The 17,688-nt window shown below is 45.4% G+C and carries 19 protein-coding genes; 3 read left to right on the top strand and 16 right to left on the bottom strand.

Going from position 1 to position 17,688, the window contains the following annotated elements; translation table 11 throughout:
• Positions 1 to 27: 27 nt before the first annotated feature.
• The 16 genes from ACZ424_RS03660 to hypF all read right to left on the bottom strand — a co-directional run bounded on the left by ACZ424_RS03660 (position 28) and on the right by hypF (position 14,788).
• Entirely contained in the window at positions 28 to 1,266 is a 1,239-nt protein-coding gene (locus ACZ424_RS03660) for an efflux RND transporter periplasmic adaptor subunit (protein ID WP_464905162.1), read from the bottom strand.
• Positions 1,263 to 2,504 (bottom strand): TolC family protein, encoded by a 1,242-nt coding sequence (locus tag ACZ424_RS03665; RefSeq protein ID WP_464905163.1) that lies wholly within the window; start codon positions 2,502 to 2,504, stop codon positions 1,263 to 1,265. Before ACZ424_RS03665 ends, ACZ424_RS03660 begins: the two co-directional genes overlap by 4 nt.
• Before the next feature lie 187 nt (positions 2,505 to 2,691).
• On the bottom strand, positions 2,692 to 2,934 hold the full coding sequence (locus ACZ424_RS03670; RefSeq protein WP_464905164.1) for a ribbon-helix-helix protein, CopG family: 243 nt from the start codon (positions 2,932 to 2,934) through the stop codon (positions 2,692 to 2,694).
• A 116-nt stretch (positions 2,935 to 3,050) separates the two neighbouring features.
• The gene (gene hypB, locus ACZ424_RS03675) at positions 3,051 to 3,803 is read right to left on the bottom strand and encodes a hydrogenase nickel incorporation protein HypB (protein WP_464905165.1); all 753 of its coding nucleotides are present in this window, start codon (positions 3,801 to 3,803) and stop codon (positions 3,051 to 3,053) included.
• Complete coding sequence (locus ACZ424_RS03680; protein WP_464905166.1) at positions 3,796 to 4,491, bottom strand: class I SAM-dependent methyltransferase; 696 nt, start codon at positions 4,489 to 4,491, stop codon at positions 3,796 to 3,798. Before ACZ424_RS03680 ends, hypB begins: the two co-directional genes overlap by 8 nt.
• Positions 4,492 to 4,842, bottom strand: a complete 351-nt coding sequence (locus tag ACZ424_RS03685; protein WP_464905167.1) for a hydrogenase maturation nickel metallochaperone HypA/HybF — start codon at positions 4,840 to 4,842, stop codon at positions 4,492 to 4,494. It lies immediately after the preceding gene.
• Positions 4,842 to 5,081: a HypC/HybG/HupF family hydrogenase formation chaperone gene (locus ACZ424_RS03690; protein WP_464905168.1), complete on the bottom strand. Its 240-nt coding sequence runs from the start codon at positions 5,079 to 5,081 to the stop codon at positions 4,842 to 4,844. The genes ACZ424_RS03685 and ACZ424_RS03690 overlap by 1 nt, the downstream gene beginning before the upstream one ends.
• Entirely contained in the window at positions 5,082 to 5,612 is a 531-nt protein-coding gene (locus ACZ424_RS03695) for a HyaD/HybD family hydrogenase maturation endopeptidase (RefSeq protein ID WP_464905169.1), read from the bottom strand.
• Between the two features lie 63 nt (positions 5,613 to 5,675).
• Positions 5,676 to 6,323: a Ni/Fe-hydrogenase, b-type cytochrome subunit gene (cybH, locus tag ACZ424_RS03700; protein ID WP_464905170.1), complete on the bottom strand. Its 648-nt coding sequence runs from the start codon at positions 6,321 to 6,323 to the stop codon at positions 5,676 to 5,678.
• A gap of 44 nt (positions 6,324 to 6,367) precedes the next feature.
• Positions 6,368 to 8,113: a nickel-dependent hydrogenase large subunit gene (locus ACZ424_RS03705; RefSeq protein WP_464905171.1), complete on the bottom strand. Its 1,746-nt coding sequence runs from the start codon at positions 8,111 to 8,113 to the stop codon at positions 6,368 to 6,370.
• A gap of 32 nt (positions 8,114 to 8,145) precedes the next feature.
• Positions 8,146 to 9,228 (bottom strand): hydrogenase small subunit, encoded by a 1,083-nt coding sequence (locus ACZ424_RS03710; protein WP_464905172.1) that lies wholly within the window; start codon positions 9,226 to 9,228, stop codon positions 8,146 to 8,148.
• 212 nt (positions 9,229 to 9,440) lie between these two features.
• Positions 9,441 to 9,725, bottom strand: coding sequence for an ArsR/SmtB family transcription factor (locus ACZ424_RS03715; protein WP_464905173.1), 285 nt, complete (start codon positions 9,723 to 9,725; stop codon positions 9,441 to 9,443).
• A complete protein-coding gene (locus ACZ424_RS03720; protein WP_464905174.1) occupies positions 9,725 to 10,618 on the bottom strand; it encodes a Coenzyme F420 hydrogenase/dehydrogenase, beta subunit C-terminal domain in 894 nt (297 codons plus the stop codon). The genes ACZ424_RS03715 and ACZ424_RS03720 overlap by 1 nt, the downstream gene beginning before the upstream one ends.
• A gap of 10 nt (positions 10,619 to 10,628) precedes the next feature.
• Entirely contained in the window at positions 10,629 to 11,366 is a 738-nt protein-coding gene (frhG, locus tag ACZ424_RS03725) for a coenzyme F420 hydrogenase subunit gamma (protein ID WP_464905175.1), read from the bottom strand.
• A 9-nt stretch (positions 11,367 to 11,375) separates the two neighbouring features.
• Positions 11,376 to 12,548, bottom strand: coding sequence for a nickel-dependent hydrogenase large subunit (locus ACZ424_RS03730; RefSeq protein ID WP_464905176.1), 1,173 nt, complete (start codon positions 12,546 to 12,548; stop codon positions 11,376 to 11,378).
• On the bottom strand, positions 12,545 to 14,788 hold the full coding sequence (hypF, locus tag ACZ424_RS03735; RefSeq protein ID WP_464905177.1) for a carbamoyltransferase HypF: 2,244 nt from the start codon (positions 14,786 to 14,788) through the stop codon (positions 12,545 to 12,547). The genes ACZ424_RS03730 and hypF overlap by 4 nt, the downstream gene beginning before the upstream one ends.
• Before the next feature lie 50 nt (positions 14,789 to 14,838).
• Between hypF and rpiB the strand changes: the two genes are divergently transcribed.
• From rpiB to ACZ424_RS03750, 3 genes are all read left to right on the top strand, one after another.
• Positions 14,839 to 15,309, top strand: coding sequence for a ribose 5-phosphate isomerase B (gene rpiB / locus ACZ424_RS03740; protein WP_464905178.1), 471 nt, complete (start codon positions 14,839 to 14,841; stop codon positions 15,307 to 15,309).
• Complete coding sequence (locus ACZ424_RS03745) at positions 15,296 to 16,552, top strand: serine hydroxymethyltransferase (RefSeq protein WP_464905179.1); 1,257 nt, start codon at positions 15,296 to 15,298, stop codon at positions 16,550 to 16,552. Before rpiB ends, ACZ424_RS03745 begins: the two co-directional genes overlap by 14 nt.
• 61 nt (positions 16,553 to 16,613) lie before the next feature.
• Positions 16,614 to 17,648, top strand: coding sequence for a GGDEF domain-containing protein (locus tag ACZ424_RS03750; protein ID WP_464905180.1), 1,035 nt, complete (start codon positions 16,614 to 16,616; stop codon positions 17,646 to 17,648).
• Positions 17,649 to 17,688 lie beyond the last annotated feature (40 nt).

Here is a 17,688-nt window from a genome sequence, read left to right on the forward strand (position 1 = left end):
GGTATAACTAATAGAAAAAAAGTCAAATCACTGTTTCTTTAGAGAAAGAGCTACTTTATCTCCCTCTTTCAACCCCTTAACGATTTCCGTATAGGTGTCGTCGCTCCAGCCGACCTCTACGGGAACCTCTATTACCCTATTTCCAACTACCTTGTAGACAACGTACCTTCCGTTCTTCCACTTAACTGCAGCGTTTGGAACGACTAAAACGTTTCTCTTTTCCCCTGCAACTATCCTGTTGTGCGTAGTCATCTCAGGCCTTAAGAAACTCTCTCCCTTGAATCCCCTTGCTACAACTATGTAGTAAACAACGTTGTTCAGGATTTTGGGCTTTGGGTATATCTCAACCACCTTTCCCTTAAAAACCTTGTCCCTGTAAGCGTCAACCGTGAACTCAACGGGCATTCCCCTCTTAACCTTTCCGATTTCCGTCTCGTCAACGTATATCCAGTTCTCAAGCCTCTTTGGATCTAAAATTGTTACGAACTGTGGAGCGTTTAACCCTGCCACAACGGTCTCCCCCTCCTGCGTTGAAACGAAGGAGATAACGCCGCCCATTGGAGCGTAGATGTAGGAGTAGGAGTAGCGAACTTTTGCCTGTTTAAGGTCTGCTTCAGCCTTCTTTAAGCTCTCTTTAAACTCTTCTTGGAGCCTGTGAAGTTCTTCCTTTTGAGCCTTAAGGTTTAACTCCGCCCTCTTTAGCTCCTCTTGGGCTGCCTTTAGAGAGCTCTCCGCAGAGGCAAGCTGGCTTTTAGCGTTTTTAAACTTCTCCTCCGTCGTGTAGCCAATTGAGAGGAGCTCCCTCTGCCTCTCAAACTCCCACTTTTTAACCCTGTAATTCTCCTCCGCTGCCTTTAACTTTGCAGCTGCCGAGGAAACTTCTGCTCTTGCAGACTCAACCTTTAACTTCTGCTCTTCTATCCTTTTAGGATAAGTCCTCTTAACCTCCCTTAGGTTTGCCTCAGCCCTCTCTAAAGATGCCCGGAGCTCCCTGTTGTCTATTACGGCAATCAGATCTCCCTTTTTAACCCAGTCTCCGACCTTAACGTTCTCCTTGACAACCGTTCCGGATATTCTCGCCCCAACTTTTATCTCCGCTCCAACCTGTGGTTTTACTATCCCGGTGGCGTTTATAACCTTCCTTACGGTTCCCCTCTCTACTTCAACAACTTTGGTGGGAATCAGAACCTCTTTCTTCTTTCCAAACTTCAGAAAGAGGAAAATTCCAGTAAAAACTATGAGAATCAGAACAATCCACTTCTTCAATTTCCACCTCCAATTAACTCTCCGGTAGCCTTCCTGAGGTTTACAATTGAGAGGTTATATTTAAGTAGCGACTGGAGGTAGTCTTCTTGAGACTGACAGTAGAACTGGAAGGCCTGAAGGAGCGCAACGATATCTGAAACTCCAAGCTTATACTCGTTTAAAGCCCTTTCGTATGCCTTTTCGGCATAGATGAGAGAGCTCTCTGAAGACTTTAGTTCGCTGTAGAAGTGTTCAACGTCGCTTAAAGCGTTTAAAACACTAAGCTTTACTTTATTCTTAGTTTCTTTTAGCTGGAGCTCTGACTGTCTAACCTGAGAGGATACCGTAAGGACCTGAAACTTAGTTACTCCACTGTCAAATATCGGAAAGTTAACAGTAAAAGCTGCTGAGTAGCTCTTATCCCCCGGGAGCTCCGTTCCACTCCTCTTTGCAGAAAGTGAAACTGTAAGGCTTGGAGAAAGGTTCCTCTCAGTAAAGAGAACTCTCCTCTTTGAGATTTTTAACTGCTCCTCAGCTTCCTTTACTTCTGGCCTGAGCTTAAAAGCCTTTAAAACTAAATCGTTTCTGTTTAGGGCTAACTTCTCTTTTAAGAGAGGAACTTCTGGTTTGTCACCTTTACTTAACGAGAAGTCAAGTAGAGCGTCGAGTGAGTTAAATGTTTTCCTGTAGTCGTTTTTCGCTTGGGAGAGGAGAGCTCTCCTCCTCTCAACCTCAGACTTTGCCTTTAGAACGTCTGTTATCATAACGAGGCCTTTCTTGAACTTCTCCTGTGCAACGGAGAGGATCTTCTCAGAACTCTCAAGTTGTTTCCTCCCTAGGTTAATCTCCTCCTCTAAAACTTTTAGCCTGTAGAGGTAGGAGAGTGCCTCTGAATAGACGTCAAGGAAAGTTGAGTTAACGGCGTAGCGGAGCTCTTTTAACTTTTCTCTGTCTATCTGGAGCTGAACGTTCCTCTGAAGGTTGAGAGGCTCTGCACTAACGGTTACCCCGTATGAATAGTTCTGGTTCCAGTTTCTAAAGACGTCCGGGTAGAACTCACTAAAACTTGCAGAGAGGTTAACCTTTGGGAAGTAAGACCTGAAAGTTACCTCTTTCCTAAACTCTTGCTCCTTTACCTGTTCCTCTTTAACTTTCAGTGTGAGGGAGCGTTTTACGATTAAACTCTTAAGTTCCTGAGGAGTCAGAGCAAGAGCGTTAACAGGAATCAACATAAAGAGAACGGCAGTTAGAAGCTTCAACTCCAACCTCTTTTTATCTCAGAGAGACATATTTTCTACAAACTCTTTAGTTGTAAGAATTTTAATATCTGGAGAGATTTTAACGCTCTACTTTTATTCACTTTAGACAGCACATAGTAGACGGTAGTTATTGAGTCACAACTTGTAAACAATTCAGACTTATCTTCCAAAAAAACTTTTCTAAAGTTCAACCTCCAATCTCCGTTTTTAGCTCCTGAAAAGTCTTATTTCCTATCGCCCTTTTAAAATATTTCCTATTAGCTTTTATCCATTCAATGGCTTCCTTTCTTCTCCTTCGCTTAAGTTCTTCCATTTCTCTCTCTATTAGATTTTCTATAAGAACACTGTAAGGTTTACCGTAAGACCTTGCTAATGTTTCAAGATCTTTTACTGCCTTTTGAGACAAAGTAATCGTTTTTCTTACTTTCACCATAAACTCCATTAAGAATGGGTTTATCCATACTTAATTATATGCACAGCAAAAGAGAGAGTGCCAATCTACAACCATATCCAGAAACACCTTTAGCTTAAAAACGAAGGAGCCCCCTACTTAACGGCGGGAGCTCTCCTCTCCTGAACCTTCTCTCTTAAGAAGTTAAACCAGTCTTCAAGTCCTTCTCCAGTTTTTGAGGAAACTACGAAGATTTTAAGGTTTGGGTTTAGGGAAAGGGCTTCCTCCTTTACCTTCTCAACATCAAAGTCAAAGTAGGGAAGGAGGTCTGCCTTTGTGATGATAAAAACGTCAGACGTTTTAAAAGCTTTTGGATACTTAGCCGGTTTATCTTCTCCCTCCGGAACGGAGATAAGAACGACCCTTATGTGTTCTCCCAAGTAGAAGGAAGATGGGCAGACAAGATTTCCAACGTTTTCAATAAAGAGGATATCTGGATATCCGTTCATCTGCTTCTCAAGGGCGTGAAAGCCTTTGTGGACGAGGGGAGCCTCAAGGTGGCAGGCACCTCCAGTAGTCAGCTGAACAGCAGCAGCTCCTTTTGCCCTAACCCTTTCAGCGTCCCTTTCGGTTTCAATGTCTCCTTCTAATACTCCAATCTTAAACTCGTCCTTTAAAGATTCAATCGTCCTTTCAAGGAGAGTGGTTTTACCAGAACCTGGAGAGCTTATCAGGTTTATTGCCAGGACTCCGTGGTGATCAAAGTGCTCCCTGTTTGAGCGGGCAACCCTGTCGTTCTCACTGAGAAGGCTCTTTTTAATCTCAACGTTCTTTTTAGTTGTGTCGTCTGAAACTACAAAGTGGTTGTGTTCATGGTTGTGCTGGCCACATCCGCATACGTCACACATCTTTAACCTCCTTTTTTGCTATTACTCCCTCGGCAACTCCTCCCATAAACTCCCTTACTGAAACGACTGAAAACCCGTTTTTCTCAAGGAGCTCCACAAACTCTTCCAGCGTGTAAAAGTTCTCTATTGATTCAAACAGGTAATCTATCGCTTCTTTTCTTCTAGTTGTAAACTTAGTTAGGCTCATAAATCCCTTGAACATCAGGTTGTTTACGGTAAAATAGACACTTTCTTTGTGAGGTTTAAAGAAGTCTAAAACTGCCCAAACTCCACCCTCTTTTAGAACCCTTGAGGCCTCTAAAACCGTCAACTCAGGGTTTGGAGAGTTCCTCACGCAGAATGATGAGAAAAGAACGTCAACAGAAGAGTCCCTCAGAGGGAAGAACCTGTTGTCCGAACAGATGTAGCTTCCCTTATTCTTCAGCCTCTCTTTTGCAAGTCTCAGAAGAGGTTTACTTATATCGCAGTTAACAACTTTAAACTGAGGTGATTCCTTCAGAAGAAGCTCCCCAATATTCCCGGCACCAGAACAGAAGTCAACAACTACCTTAGGATTTTGAGCAACTGAAAGGGCTTCCCTTATTAAGTATCTCCTCCACCTGTTTACCTGAACGGGACTTGAGAGCCTGTTTATGACTTTTTCGTAGTAAACGGCAAAGTCACTGTTAAAAATCTCTTTTACCTCCATCTACACCTCTATCTCTGCATCTACCACTTCAAGCTCCTCTCCAGAAAGGAGCTCCAATTTCACAGACCCACACTTGGGACACTCTGGAAAAAAGACAGACTCAACCTCAAACTCCTCTCCACACTCTCTACACCTATACCGGATAGGAGTTTCTTCAACGTAGAACTCCGTAGACGAGAGCTTGGGATACTGCTCTTTTAGGGCGTTAAAGGCAAAGACGAAGGAATCAACGACAATCCCCGAAAGTTTCCCTATTCTTACCTTTACCTTCAGAACTCTCTTTGCATTCTCCCTCTCTGCCATATCGCTGAGGGAGTCAAGGAGTCCCATAGCTATTGAGGTCTCGTGCATCACCCACCTTCTTTCTCAAGGACTTCTAAAACCTCATCTAAGGCCTGCCATATCTCCCGCGCAGCCTCTTCGTCTATCTTCTCAATTGCGTTTCCAACGTGAACCATAACGTAGTCACCAACATTCACTTCATCTTCAGGTAAAAACATAAGGCTTATAGTCCTCTTAACCCCCTTAGCCTCCGCAACGGCCATAGGGTAGTCAATCTCAACAACCTTCATAGGAACGCCAACGCACATTTAAGCCTCCTTTAATTTCTTTTCCCACCAAATGTTCGGGTCTTCAGGTTTTTCCTTCAATTTAGGTTCAACTCCCCAACTCTTTAAAATTTCTAAAACCTTTTCCTCAACTTCAGGAAGTTTTGCCTCAAGCTCAGGCGTCAATCCTGTCCCCGTCTCTATAGACTTTGGAATTATCCCTAAAAGCTTTACATCTTCAGGACACGTCCCCTTAATTTCATTTAGAAGAAGAACTTCCTGAAGTCCAAGCTGGTGAGGGGAGAGTTTTAAAGGTAAACGGTCAATGAAGAAGTCCTCTTTCTCGTAGACCTTTATATCACCTGGATTTCCTTTTGCCTTTACGACGTCAACTATAAGGAGCTTATCAAGGTAATCAATTTCAGGGGAAAGGAAAATTCCTGCTGTTCCACCGTCTATTAAAACAACGTTTTCAGGAAATTCATACCTTGCTTTCATAAGGTATAGGAGCTTTACGCCAAATCCCTCATCTCTTAGCAGAACGTTTCCAACTCCCATGAAACCTACTTTCATTTTTCCTCCAAATTAAAAATGGGGGAGTGAAAACTCCCCCAACCGTGATGTCAAAATCAGAACCTACTGCTCTTTCTTAGCAAACTTAAAGCCGTCAAATATTGAAGAGATAAGGCCTTCTGGATGCTTGATGTCGTTCCAGACAACAATGTAGATGTGAACGAGGGCAAACCAAGCAAAGTACCAGTTGAGGATGTAGTGGATAAACCTTGCCTCCTGCTGAGTTCCAAAGAGGGCGGAACCTAAAGATACGAAGAAGCTGTTCTCAGGGTAGAGAAGGTAAAGTCCTGTGATGAACTGGGCAATAGCTAAGAGAATCGTAAAGAAGTAAGCAGTTCCAGCAAGAGCATTGTGTCCCAACCTCTCCTCGTGGTGGTCTGTAAGGTAGGCGTAGTAGAGGAGAGTTGAGAAGAGGTTCTTAATGTTCCTTCCACTTATGGGAAGGAAGTCCCAAATCCTCTCATACCTGTTTCCAAAGAACCACAGGTAGAGCCTTGTAATAACAGCACAGGTAAAGAGCATTCCTGCTATAAAGTGAATCCAGCGCATTGTTGCCATTGTAAACTGGTGGCTACCCTCAAGCCACGTGTTTGTCCAAGGCCAGTGGATGTAGAGGCCTGTAACGATGAGTGTGAATATTGAAGGAGCAAACGTCCAGTGGAAGAGCCTCAGGAGTATACTCCAAACGTACCTCTTCTCGTAAACAGCCATTTTTCCCTCCTCATTGGCTTTAGGAGGGAGGGGAACTCCCTCCCTTAAAGAACTTTAACCTTTGTAATCTCGTTACCTTCTGGGTCAACGAGGTGAACTGCACAGGCGATACACGGGTCAAAGGAGTGAACAGTCCTGAGAACCTCAAGGGGCTTCTCCGGATCTGCAAGTGGGTTTCCAATGAGAGAAGCTTCGTATGGGCCGTGCTGTCCCTTATCGTCCATCGGGGAAGAGTTCCAGGTTGAAGGAACAACGCACTGGTAGTTCTTAATCTTACCGTTCTCAATTACAGTCCAGTGGGAGAGTGTTCCCCTTGGAGCCTCGTGGAATCCACAACCTTTAACCTCTCCAGCTGGGTAGCTTGGTGGGTTGTATATCTCCAGGTCTCCACGGCCGATGTTATCAACAAGCTGCTCCCACTGCTTCAGTGCAAGGTCGGAGATGACCTTAGCCCTAAGAGCCCTTGCAAGGTGTCTTCCTGGAGTTGACTGGAGGACGTTAACATCAACTCCATCGGCACTCTCTCCAAGGAGTGAGAGAACGCTCTTAAGGTCAGAGAGAGCCTGATCAACGTATTTCTTGGTGAGTTTGTGGCCAAGGGCATATCCAACAAGAATTTGAGAAAGTGGTCCCACCTGCATTGGAACGTATTCATTCCCCTTCATGAACCTTGGAGCCTTAGCCCAGGAGTACTTACCGTTAGGATCTACGTAACCGCCGGGCATATCTGTGTAGTTTGGAACTGTTTCTTCATCCCAAAGATGCCTTGTCCAGCTTCCCTGATACCAGGAGTGGGTAATGTTCTCTCTAACGTTCTTAATGAAGTACTCGTCGTTGAAGCTCTTAATCGGCTTAGCCGTTGAGAGGTCTCCGCCGAAAATCGTTCCGCCAGGGAGGTCAAAGACCTCTCCCTTTGTATCCTGAGGTAAGTCTGGAACTGCAAGGTAGTTGTCAACACCCCTTCCATACTGAAGCCAATCCTTGTAGAAGGCGGCTACTGCAATAACGTCTGGAACGTAGCAGTTGTGGACGAAATCCCTAACCTCTTCAAGGAGCTGCCTGATGTAGTAGAGGCGCTCCATGTTAAGGGTTGCTTCGTTGTCTGGGTTAATTGCAGTGGAAACACCACCTACTGCAAGGTTCTGGATGTGTGGGTTCTTACCACCAAGGATAGCAATGGCTTGGTCAGCCTTCCTCTGGAAGTCAAGGGCCTGTAGGTAGTGGGTCACTGCGATGAGGTTAACCTCCGGTGGAAGCTTCATTGCAGGGTGTCCCCAGTAACCGTTGGCAAAGGGCCCCAACTGGCCGCTCTCAACAAACCTCTTGAGCTTATCCTGGACTGCTTTGAATATCGGAGCTCCGTTAAGCTTCCAGCTTTGGTAGCTCTCTGCAATTTTCGCAGCCTTGTGCGGGTCAGCTTTTAAGGCAGAAACTACGTCTACCCAGTCTAAGGCTGAAAGGTGGTAGAAGTGAACAATGTGGTCGTGGAGTGCGTGGGCAGCAATGATTAGGTTTCTAACCATCTGGGCGTTGTAAGGGATTTCAAGCTGAAGGGCGTTCTCAACAGACCTAACTGAAGCTATAGCGTGAACTGTTGTGCAGACACCGCATATCCTCTGAGTAAACATCCAAGCGTCGTCTGGGTCTCTTCCCTGAAGGATAACCTCAATTCCCCTCCACATCTGAGCAGAGGAATAAGCATTTTTTATAAAGCCGTTCTCCGGAACAACCTCTATCCTAAGGTGACCCTCAATCCTCGTAATCGGGTCAACTACTACTCTGTTTGCCATTTCTTACCTCCCCATCCGGGTTTTTAAAATTTTTACTCTTCAGACTTTGAACCTGTTGCAAGCCTTTTAGCTACACCAACACCAGCGTGGATTGCAAGGGCTGCCGCCGTAACTCCAAGGGCAGCTTTTCCAACCTTCGTGGCACTGGTCTGGATTCCCTCACCGCCTCCAGGTATCTTAACGTTAGGCAGCCTCTTGTGGAAAGGAGTCATAGTATCCCAGAAGTTTGGCTCGGTACATCCGTAGCATCCGTTACCAACGGAAACCGGCCATACCTCTACGTCGTTAAACCTGATAACAGGACAGTTGGAGTAGGTCTCAGGTCCCTTACATCCAACTTTGTAAAGGCAAAAACCCATTCTGTGGCCAAGGTCTCCGAATTGCTCAGCAAAACGACCCTCGTCAAAATGTGGTCTTCTTTCACAGTGGTCGTGAACCTTCCTTCCGTAAGCAAAGAGCGGCCTTCCAAACTTGTCCGTTGGTGGAAGCTTCTTAAATGTAAGGAAGTAAAGAACCGTTGAAAGGAAGTTGTGGGGGTTTGGTGGACATCCTGGAACGTTGATTATTGGCTTGTCCTTAATTATGTCTGAAACTCCAACAGCTCCCGTTGGGTTAGGCCTTGCTGCCTGAACGCCACCGTAGGATGCACAGGTTCCAATTGCAATAATTGCAACTGCTTTCTCTGCTGCCCTCTTTAGAATGTTAACAGCAGTCTTACCTCCAATCTTACAGTAAACTCCTCCGTCCTTTAGAGGGATACTTCCCTCAACTACAAGAACGTAGTTCCCTCTCTCAATAGCCTTTTCAAGGTTCTCCTCAGCCTGCTTTCCTGCTGCTGCTGAAAGGGTTTCGTGGTAATCAAGGGATATGAGGTCAAGGATGAGTGTTGCGATGTCTGGGTGGGATGCCCTCAGCAAGCTCTCAGAACACCCGGTACACTCTTGAAAATGAAGCCAAACAACGCTGGGCCTTTTGGGGTCTGAGGCCGCTTCGGCAACCTTTGGAACCATCTCCATAGGAAGTCCCATTGCAGCTGTAGCTATGGCACAGGCTCTGAGGAAACCCCTACGGGACATCGTCCCCGGTATTCCCCCCATAAAAAGGCTTCTGTTCATGGTGCCCTCCTGTATAGTTTGTTTGCCCTTTGCTTTTCATTTTAGAATAAGCTTATTAAGATGTCAACGTTATGCTAATTTTCTATTTTTAGAAATTTATTTAGTGCTTATCATAAGTAATAATATAAAGAATTTTTATATCTCAATTCCGTTAAAACAAAGCAGGAACATTCCAAATAGAAAAATTAAATTGCTCCCTCCCCATAAAAGTTTCAAAAGAGTATATCTATCAATTCTCTCACAATGTTGTTGGTAGTTTTATAAAGGACTTTTGTTCCCTCCTTTCTAAAAGAGAGAATCCCAAGCTCTTTCATAAGACCAACGTGTTGGGAAACTTTAGGTTGAGAGATACCCAAAACTTCAACTAACTCCTTAACGCACATTTCCTTGTCAAGGGTAAGAAGCACAATTGCAAGCCTTTCAGAATGACCCAAAACTTTTAAAAGCTCAGCTTTCTCAAGGAGCTCCCTTTCTTCTACTTCAGTTAAAGTAGCCATTAGAACACCTCCTCCTCAAAGTTTATATCGACCGAGTTCCAAATGCGATAGAACTTCCTCAGCTTGTTGTCACTCCACTTAGGAACGGGAAGGCCAAGTTCTACCCTTTCAACAATGTCGGCTATGTTGAGAAGAACCTTCTCCTTAAGGAAATGTTCAACCTCCGTTAAGAGGTTTTCGTCAGCCTTCCTAAAAAGAACCTCTCCTGGAGAGGCTTTTTGAAGATGGGCAAGGGTACTCCATCCCCTTTCGCTTCTCACTATGAGAAGGGCTCTATCCTCATCCCTAAGGTTAACAGAGGTAATGTCCGTTCCCTTTGCAGCCATGTTCAGACAGTAACGGCAGGCGCTGTTTGTGTAGTGGTGGTGAACGGAAGGGAGAACTTTCAGCCCAGTTCCGTCCTCAAGCAGGTAGAAGAGCTCTCCACCATCAAAGTAAAACCTTTTTACCCTTAAAGGTCTTCCGGCTAAATCGGTAACTTCAACTGTAAAACCATTCTCCGTTAGAAGACCAGGACACAGAAACCCAACCTTCAGAGAGATTGCCGTCTTCGTCCAGTTACAACCTATTCCGAAATACTGGGTTTTGTTGAGGCCGTCAAAAGAGCAGGCGGGAGCGTAAACGGCAAGCCGTGAAAACCTATACTTCTGAATGGCCTTTTTTAAAAGTGAGTTTATGCCAAAGCAGGTGTTTTTTGAGGGGAGCTCCACTTCGTTACTCTTTAAAATTAACCTCGGGCTATCCCCCTCTTTACTGCAGGTTAAAAGACCATCTATAAAACTGTGGTCAAGCATAAGCTTAAAAATAGTTTCAACAGGATTTTTTCCTCTCCCTTCAACTACAAAAGCCCCCCTGAAGTTTCCTATTAAGAAACGGCGGTTTAGACTTACCATCTTTAAACTCCTACGTATAGATAGGCTGAGGATAAGGTTTAAAACTCTGAGGACAAGCAGCTAAACAGGAACCACAGTGAACACAGAGATCAGCACTGAAAGTCGGCTTTCCACACTTTCTGTTAAACGAAATAGCTCGAGTAGGACAAGCAGTTGAGCAGGTTCCACAGCCTACGCAAAATCCTTTATTAACAACTTCAGAAATTATGTCAAAACCAGAAGCTTTAGTTGAAGAAGTAATTAGCTCAAAGGGAAGCAGGAAATCTTCATTGACCTCTAAAAGTGCAAGTAGAAAGCTGTAAAGGAGTGAAGGGTTTGGGGGACATCCAGGAATAGCATACTTCACTTTCGTTTTTAGAAAGTCAACTTCTGTAATGGGAACGAAGGTTTGGTGCTGAGGTTGGGGAAGCTGGTTCCCACAGGAAAGTCTCCTCACTCCTCCGAAAGAGGCACATCCTCCAACTGCAACAATAATTTTCGCCTTTTTGTTAAGTTCCCTTATGAGGTTAACCTGGTGAGGATCTTCTACGCAGAGAGCTCCCTCAACGAAGGCAACGTCCATATGGGGAAGATCTCGTCTCTTTGTGAGCATGTTTGAGTAGACAAGCTCAACGGTATCAAGTATCTCAACGGCCTCTTCAAACATGTCTAAAAAGGCCACCTGACACCCGGAGCAACTTGAGAAGTGAAGGAATCCCACCTTAAGCTTTAGGTCTTCTTCCTCAAAAATTTTGTCCCTGAAAAACATCTTACCCCCTTAATGGGCTGCACAGACAATACAGGGGTCGTAAGCCCTCACTATAAACTCCACCTTCTTGGCGGGAGCTCCCTTCAAAGCCTCACTCACTGCAAAGAAATTAATCTCCGTTGGAACTACAATTTTATAATATAAAATTTTTCCAGATTTATCAATTTTCACAGCATGAACGTTCGTTCCCCTCGGGGCTTCGTGAACGCCAACTCCCAAGGTCTCCCCGTCTGAAGAGGGGGTCTTTCTGTTCCAAAGCTTCCCGTCAAACCGATTATTCTCAAGAATTTCGCCTATTCTCCTTAAAGCCTCAATGTTCTCTTCTCCTCGTAGAAGGTGGAGCTCCTTCACCCCTCCTTTGGGCCTGTATCCCTTAAAGAGAACTGCCCTTGCCCTTGGTCCCGTCTCAACAGGACTTCCGTCAATTAAAGGGAACAGGTTTGAAACCCTCCTCTTAAGTCCTCCTTCCACTACTTCTTGAGGAAGAACGAAAGAGAACCTGTCAAAATCAAGGTCATTTCCGTAGAAAAGGTCTGTCGCAAAGTAGCTAAGGTCGTGTCTCCCGAAATCTTCAGAAAGCCCCTTTCCCTTCCACAGCTCATCTAACTTCTCCTTAAAGAGAGAGAAACTATTCTTGAGCTTTAAAAAAGTCCCTTCAATTTCCGCCAGTATCTTCTCTTTCACAAACTCTTCCAAAGGTTCAGAAATCCCTCCCACTTTAACGTTTGGAGAGTGGATAATCTCCCCTCCTACAGTTTCAAGAACCATACCTGCAAACTTTCTAACTTCCTGGAGTTCCCTTATAAAAGCAAGCTGCTCTTTTTTGTCTGAAAAAAGGTCTTCAGAGACGATTATCTGGTGGAGAAGGTTGTTGTATATCCTAACGGCAAGCCCCAAAACTTCCCTTAACTTCTCTGCTTCAGGTGGAACTTCAATTCCGGCAGCGTTCTCAACAGCTCTTGCAGATGCTATTGCATGGGTTACCTGACAGAGACCGCAAATTCGCGTGGTTATCGTTGGAGCTACTCGGGCGTCTTTTCCCAAAAGGAGAATCTCAAAACCCCTTACCGGAACAAGGGCGTAGTAGATTCCCCTCCTTACAGTCCCGTCCTCTACTTCTAAATAGAGTCCTGAGTGACCTTCAGTAAGGGGAATTCCCTCAAGTTTTACAACTTTCCTCAAACCAGACCTCCGTAAACTGCCTGACCTAAAGAGAGCCCACCGTCGTTTGGTGGAACAACCTGATGGACCAAAACTTTAAAACCGTGGTTTGGGAGCTCCCTCAAACACTTCTCAGTCAAAATCCTGTTCTGGAAAACCCCACCTGAGAGGGCAACGGTATTAAAACCCGTCTTTTCCCTGAGTAAAAGAGCGGAATCAACTACCATTTTAACCACTGTATTGTGGAACTTCATTCCAATGTCTGAAGGGGAAAGGCCCTTTTTAACGTCAGAGAGAACGGCCGAAATCAAATCTCTCCAGTCAATTTCTTTGTTTTCTATTCTAAACGGGTAAAAACCGGTCTCACTTGATCGTGAAGAGACCTCTTCAAGGAGAATAGCTCCTTGGGCGTGGTAGTTGACGGCGTAGCGAATCCCCAAGATTGCAGAGACTCCATCAAAAAGCCTTCCCATACTTGAGGTTAACGGAGAATTTACTCCCCTCTCAATCATCTGGGAAACGAGGGAAAGTTTTTGGGGCTCAACCTTTAAAAACCTCTCAGGTTCCTCTTCAACCGCCTTTAAAAGCGAAATGGCAACCCTGTAGGGCTCTTTTACAGCCCTGTCGCCCCCAGGAAGGGGGAAGTATTTAAGGTGGAGAACTCTCTCAAACTCCGTGTAGCCAGAGATGAGAACTTCCCCTCCCCAGATTTTCCCGTCGTTTCCGTAGCCCGTTCCATCAAACGTAAAGGCTAATAGTTTTGAATCTAAAGGAACCTCGTTCTCAGCCATAACAGAAATGGCATGGGCGTGGTGGTGGTAAACCTGAACCAACCTATCTCCAAAAACCTCTTTCGCAAACTTCGTTGTAAAGTATCCCGGGTGGTAGTCTGAGACGACAACCTCCGGCTCTACCTCAAAGAGCTCCGTCAAATCTCTAACAGTCTCCTTAAAGAACTCCTCTGCCTTTACGTTGTCCACATCTCCGATGTGTTGGGAGATATAAACCCTGCTTCCCTTACCGAGGGCTACGGTAATCTTCATGTGTGGGCCAACCGCAAGGACGGGTCTTTTTAGGCTAAACGGAAGAAGAACGGGAAGTGGAGCGTATCCCCTTGAGCGCCTGAATGGAACGACCCTTCCCCCCATAACCTTAACAACTGAGTCGTCACACCTCCTTGCAATCTCACGGTTGTGGAAGAGAGCTCCGTCAACCAAGTCCCCCAAAACTCTCTCAACTTCAGAGTTCTTAAACATTATCGGCTCGTCTGTAAGGTTACAGCTGGTTGCAACTATCGGTTTCCCAAAATCCCTGAGGATTAAGTGGTGAAGGGGGGTATATGGAAGAAAAGCACCAACCGTTTTTGTATCTGGCGAAACAGACGGTGCAAGCTTACTGTTTTCCTTTTGGTTAAGAATGACTATCGGAGACTCTACAGAGGTTAGAGCTATCTCCTCAAGGAAACTTACATTTGCAAACTCCTTAACCTGTTTAAGATCTTTAAACATAACGGCAAAGGGCTTCTCCTGGCGTCTCTTTCTGCGGCGGAGCTCTGAAACAGCCTCCTCGTTCGTTGCATCACAGACAAGGTGAAAGCCGCCGAGTCCCTTAACTGCCAGTATTTTTCCTTCTTTCAACCATTTGACCAAAGTCTCTAAAGCCTCTTCTCTTTCTGCTAACTTCTCTCCCTTCTCGTTAACAAGCCAAACGTGGGGACCACATACGGGACAGGCGTTTGGTTGGGCGTGGAACCTCCTGTCCAAAGGGTTCTCATACTCTTCCCTACACTTTTGGCACATCTCAAAATCTTTCATGGTGGTGTTCGGCCTGTCGTAGGGTAGGGAGAGGATAATCGTAAACCTTGGACCACAGTTTGTGCAGTTGATAAACGGATACCTATACCGCCGGTTCTTAGGGTCAAAGAGCTCCTGTAGACACTCTTTACAGGTTGAAAGGTCTGGAAGGACGGCAACCTGAACTTCCCCCTTTTTCTCACTCTTCCTTATCTCGAAATTCTCGTAGCCGACTTCGTCTAAAAACTTCTTATCTATACTGAAAATCTTAGAAGCAGGAGGGTTTTCAACCTGAAGCCTTCTTAGAAATTCCTCTAAAAGTCCCTTTTCTCCTTCAACTTCAACAACAACCCCGGTTTCACTGTTTAGAACGTAGCCCTTAAGCCCAAGCTCCGTTGCAAGCCTGTAAACGAAGGGCCTAAAACCTACTCCCTGAACAACACCTGTTACGTAGAGCTTTAGTCTCATCTAATCTCCCTGAAGTAATATAATTCGGCTAACTCTCAAGGAGGAAAGTTATGAAAATAGTCCTGGCCTGCGACCACGGAGGATACAGACTAAAAGAGGTTATCAAATCCTACCTTGAGGAACTCGGAGTTGAGTACGTTGACTACGGAACTTACTCCGAGGAGTCCGTTGACTACCCGGACTTTGCCTACAAGGCGGCAAAGGGAATCGTAAACGGAGAGGCAGACAGAGGAATTTTCATCTGCGGAACGGGAATAGGCATCTCAATCGCCGCCAACAAGGTTCGTGGAATAAGGGCCGCCCTCTGCTACAACGCCTACGCAGCAGAGATGAGCAGGAGACACAACGACGCAAACGTCCTCTGTTTAGGTGGAAGGGTTTTAGGGGACGAGCTTGCAAAGAGAATAGTAAAGGCGTGGCTTGAGACTCCCTTTGAAGGGGAAAGGCACGAAAGGAGAGTCAACAAGATTCACCGGATAGAGCAAAACGAATGTGGAGGAATAGACGATGAAGCACCTTAAGGCAGTTGACCCTGAAATCTTTGAGGCGCTAAAGTGTGAGTATAGGAGACAGAACGAACACCTTGAACTCATTGCCTCTGAGAACTTCACTTCACCTGCAGTTATGGAAGCCCAAGGTTCAGTTTTAACGAACAAGTATGCCGAAGGCTACCCCGGAAAGAGGTATTACGGGGGATGCAAGTGCGTAGACATTGCCGAGGAGCTTGCGATAAAGAGGTGTAAAGAGCTCTTTGGAGCAGACCACGTAAACGTTCAGCCCCACTCAGGTTCTCAGGCAAACCAGGCAGTTTACTTAGCAGTTCTAAAGCCCGGAGATACTATTCTCTCAATGAACCTTTCCCACGGTGGGCACCTTTCCCACGGCTCCCCAGTAAACATGACCGGTAAGTATTTCAACGTACTTCAGTACGGAGTAAGGAAGGACACGGAAACAATTGATTTTGACCAGGTTTATCAGCTTGCAAAGGAGCATAAGCCTAAGCTCATAATCTGCGGAGCCTCTGCCTACCCGAGAGTTATAGATTTTGACAAGTTCAGAGAAATTGCAGACGAGGTGGGAGCTCTCCTCCTTGCAGACATAGCTCACATAGCGGGACTCGTAGTTGCAAGACTCCACCCCTCACCAGTTGAAGCCTGCCACTTCGTTACCACAACGACACACAAAACCCTCAGGGGACCAAGGGGCGGAGTTGTAATGTGTAAAGAGGAGTTTGCAAAGGACATTGATAAAGCAGTATTTCCAGGCCTACAGGGCGGTCCCCTAATGCACGTAATTGCAGCAAAGGCCGTTGCCTTTAAAGAGGCTCAAACCGAAGAGTTTAAGAAGTATCAGGAACAGGTGGTTAAGAACGCAAAGGTTATGGCAGAAGAGCTCCAGCGTCAAGGGTTCAGACTCGTCTCAGGCGGAACGGACAACCACCTTATGTTAGTTGACTTAACCGACAAGGGAATAACGGGAAAAGAGGCAGAGGCAGCCCTTGGAAGGGCAAACATCACCGTTAACAAGAACACGATTCCATTTGACACGAGAAGCCCGTTCGTAACCAGCGGAATCAGGATTGGAACCCCTGCAATTACAACAAGGGGAATGAAAGAGGACGAGGCAAGAAAAATCGCCCAGCTGATAGCTGAAGTTCTCAAGAACATAAACGACGAGTCTGTTATAAAGAAGGTGAAACAGGAAGTCCTTGAAATATGCGGAAAACACCCACTTTACCCAGAGCTTGAAGAACTCTACTCTTAAAAACTGTCTTTACCCGTTTTAGAGGGGAGTTTTCTCCCCTCTTTACAGTCGGAGTTTCAGAGTGATTAAGAAAACTTTAAACTGCTTCTCAAAAACTGTTAAATCAACGGAGCTCTCTGAGAGCTGTAAGACCTTCCTTAGTCTGCTTACAGTAGTTACAGGACTTATCGTTGAGCTGGTCTTTATCGGTTTAGAGTTCTTTGCAGGAAACAGACCCTCCTTCTGGGGAAACGTTACATCTATATCCCTCTATCTGATTGCCCTTTTATTCCTCATAAAGTTCCGAAAACCGTTCGTTTCAGCCGTAATCTCAATCGTAGCCCTTACGGCTATTCTCTGCTTTCACTTGATAAAGGGAGAGATATACAGCCTCTACTGGTTTCCTCTTATTCCACTACTTGCCAGTATGCTCTTTGAGTTTAAAACGTTTATGTTCTTCACCTACACCCCAATCTTTTTAGTGTCACTGATATTCTCCTTCCAGCTCTTTGACGACAGCTACGTCCTCTTCACTTTGGAAACATACAGGTTGGGGTTCAGCGCCTTTGCAGCTTACTTGGTCTTTTCAACGGTAGCAGCCCTATACAGGTTTATCTTAGACAAGTATAGAGAGGAGCTCAGCACACTCTTAGACATAGACTACCTAACGGGAGTCTTGACGAGGAGAACTCTCTTTTCTCGGCTAAAGTCAATTGACTGCAGCAAAGCTCCCTACTCCGTAATAATGGCAGACATAGACAACTTTAAACAGATAAACGACGTCTTCGGGCACCAGGCAGGAGACAGGGTTTTAAAAGAGGTAGGAGAAATCCTAAAGGAAAACCTAAGGAGAAACGACTTTGTAGGACGATACGGCGGAGAGGAGTTTCTGATAGTTCTTCCGAACACGGACAAGAAAAACGCCAAGTTTGTTGCAGAAAAGCTAAGAAGAATTATTGAAAGCAGGTATTTCAGTTTCCCGGGAAGAAGATTAACCGTAAGCTTCGGCGTTGCCGACTGCAGAGAAGGTGGAAAAGCAGAAAGGGTAATAGAGCTGGCCGACGAAAGGCTCTACAGGGCAAAGAAAGAAGGGAAAAACAGAGTGGTTTCAGACTAACCCCTATCTTAGAGCTCCCCTCAAACGCCCCCTTAAGCCT

The organism is Thermovibrio ruber, assembly GCF_055380895.1.

Excerpts from the sequence above, each read along its gene's own strand:
- hypB (WP_464905165.1), bottom strand. The coding sequence starts at position 3,803 with ATGTGTGACGTATGCGGATGTGGCCAGCACAACCATGAACACAACCAC.
- ACZ424_RS03680 (WP_464905166.1), bottom strand. The coding sequence starts at position 4,491 with ATGGAGGTAAAAGAGATTTTTAACAGTGACTTTGCCGTTTACTACGAA.
- ACZ424_RS03685 (WP_464905167.1), bottom strand. The coding sequence starts at position 4,842 with ATGCACGAGACCTCAATAGCTATGGGACTCCTTGACTCCCTCAGCGAT.
- ACZ424_RS03690 (WP_464905168.1), bottom strand. The coding sequence starts at position 5,081 with ATGTGCGTTGGCGTTCCTATGAAGGTTGTTGAGATTGACTACCCTATG.
- ACZ424_RS03695 (WP_464905169.1), bottom strand. The coding sequence starts at position 5,612 with ATGAAAGTAGGTTTCATGGGAGTTGGAAACGTTCTGCTAAGAGATGAG.
- cybH (WP_464905170.1), bottom strand. The coding sequence starts at position 6,323 with ATGGCTGTTTACGAGAAGAGGTACGTTTGGAGTATACTCCTGAGGCTC.
- ACZ424_RS03705 (WP_464905171.1), bottom strand. The coding sequence starts at position 8,113 with ATGGCAAACAGAGTAGTAGTTGACCCGATTACGAGGATTGAGGGTCAC.
- ACZ424_RS03710 (WP_464905172.1), bottom strand. The coding sequence starts at position 9,228 with ATGAACAGAAGCCTTTTTATGGGGGGAATACCGGGGACGATGTCCCGT.
- ACZ424_RS03715 (WP_464905173.1), bottom strand. The coding sequence starts at position 9,725 with ATGGCTACTTTAACTGAAGTAGAAGAAAGGGAGCTCCTTGAGAAAGCT.
- ACZ424_RS03720 (WP_464905174.1), bottom strand. The coding sequence starts at position 10,618 with ATGGTAAGTCTAAACCGCCGTTTCTTAATAGGAAACTTCAGGGGGGCT.
- frhG (WP_464905175.1), bottom strand. The coding sequence starts at position 11,366 with ATGTTTTTCAGGGACAAAATTTTTGAGGAAGAAGACCTAAAGCTTAAG.
- hypF (WP_464905177.1), bottom strand. The coding sequence starts at position 14,788 with ATGAGACTAAAGCTCTACGTAACAGGTGTTGTTCAGGGAGTAGGTTTT.
- rpiB (WP_464905178.1), top strand. The coding sequence starts at position 14,839 with ATGAAAATAGTCCTGGCCTGCGACCACGGAGGATACAGACTAAAAGAG.
- ACZ424_RS03745 (WP_464905179.1), top strand. The coding sequence starts at position 15,296 with ATGAAGCACCTTAAGGCAGTTGACCCTGAAATCTTTGAGGCGCTAAAG.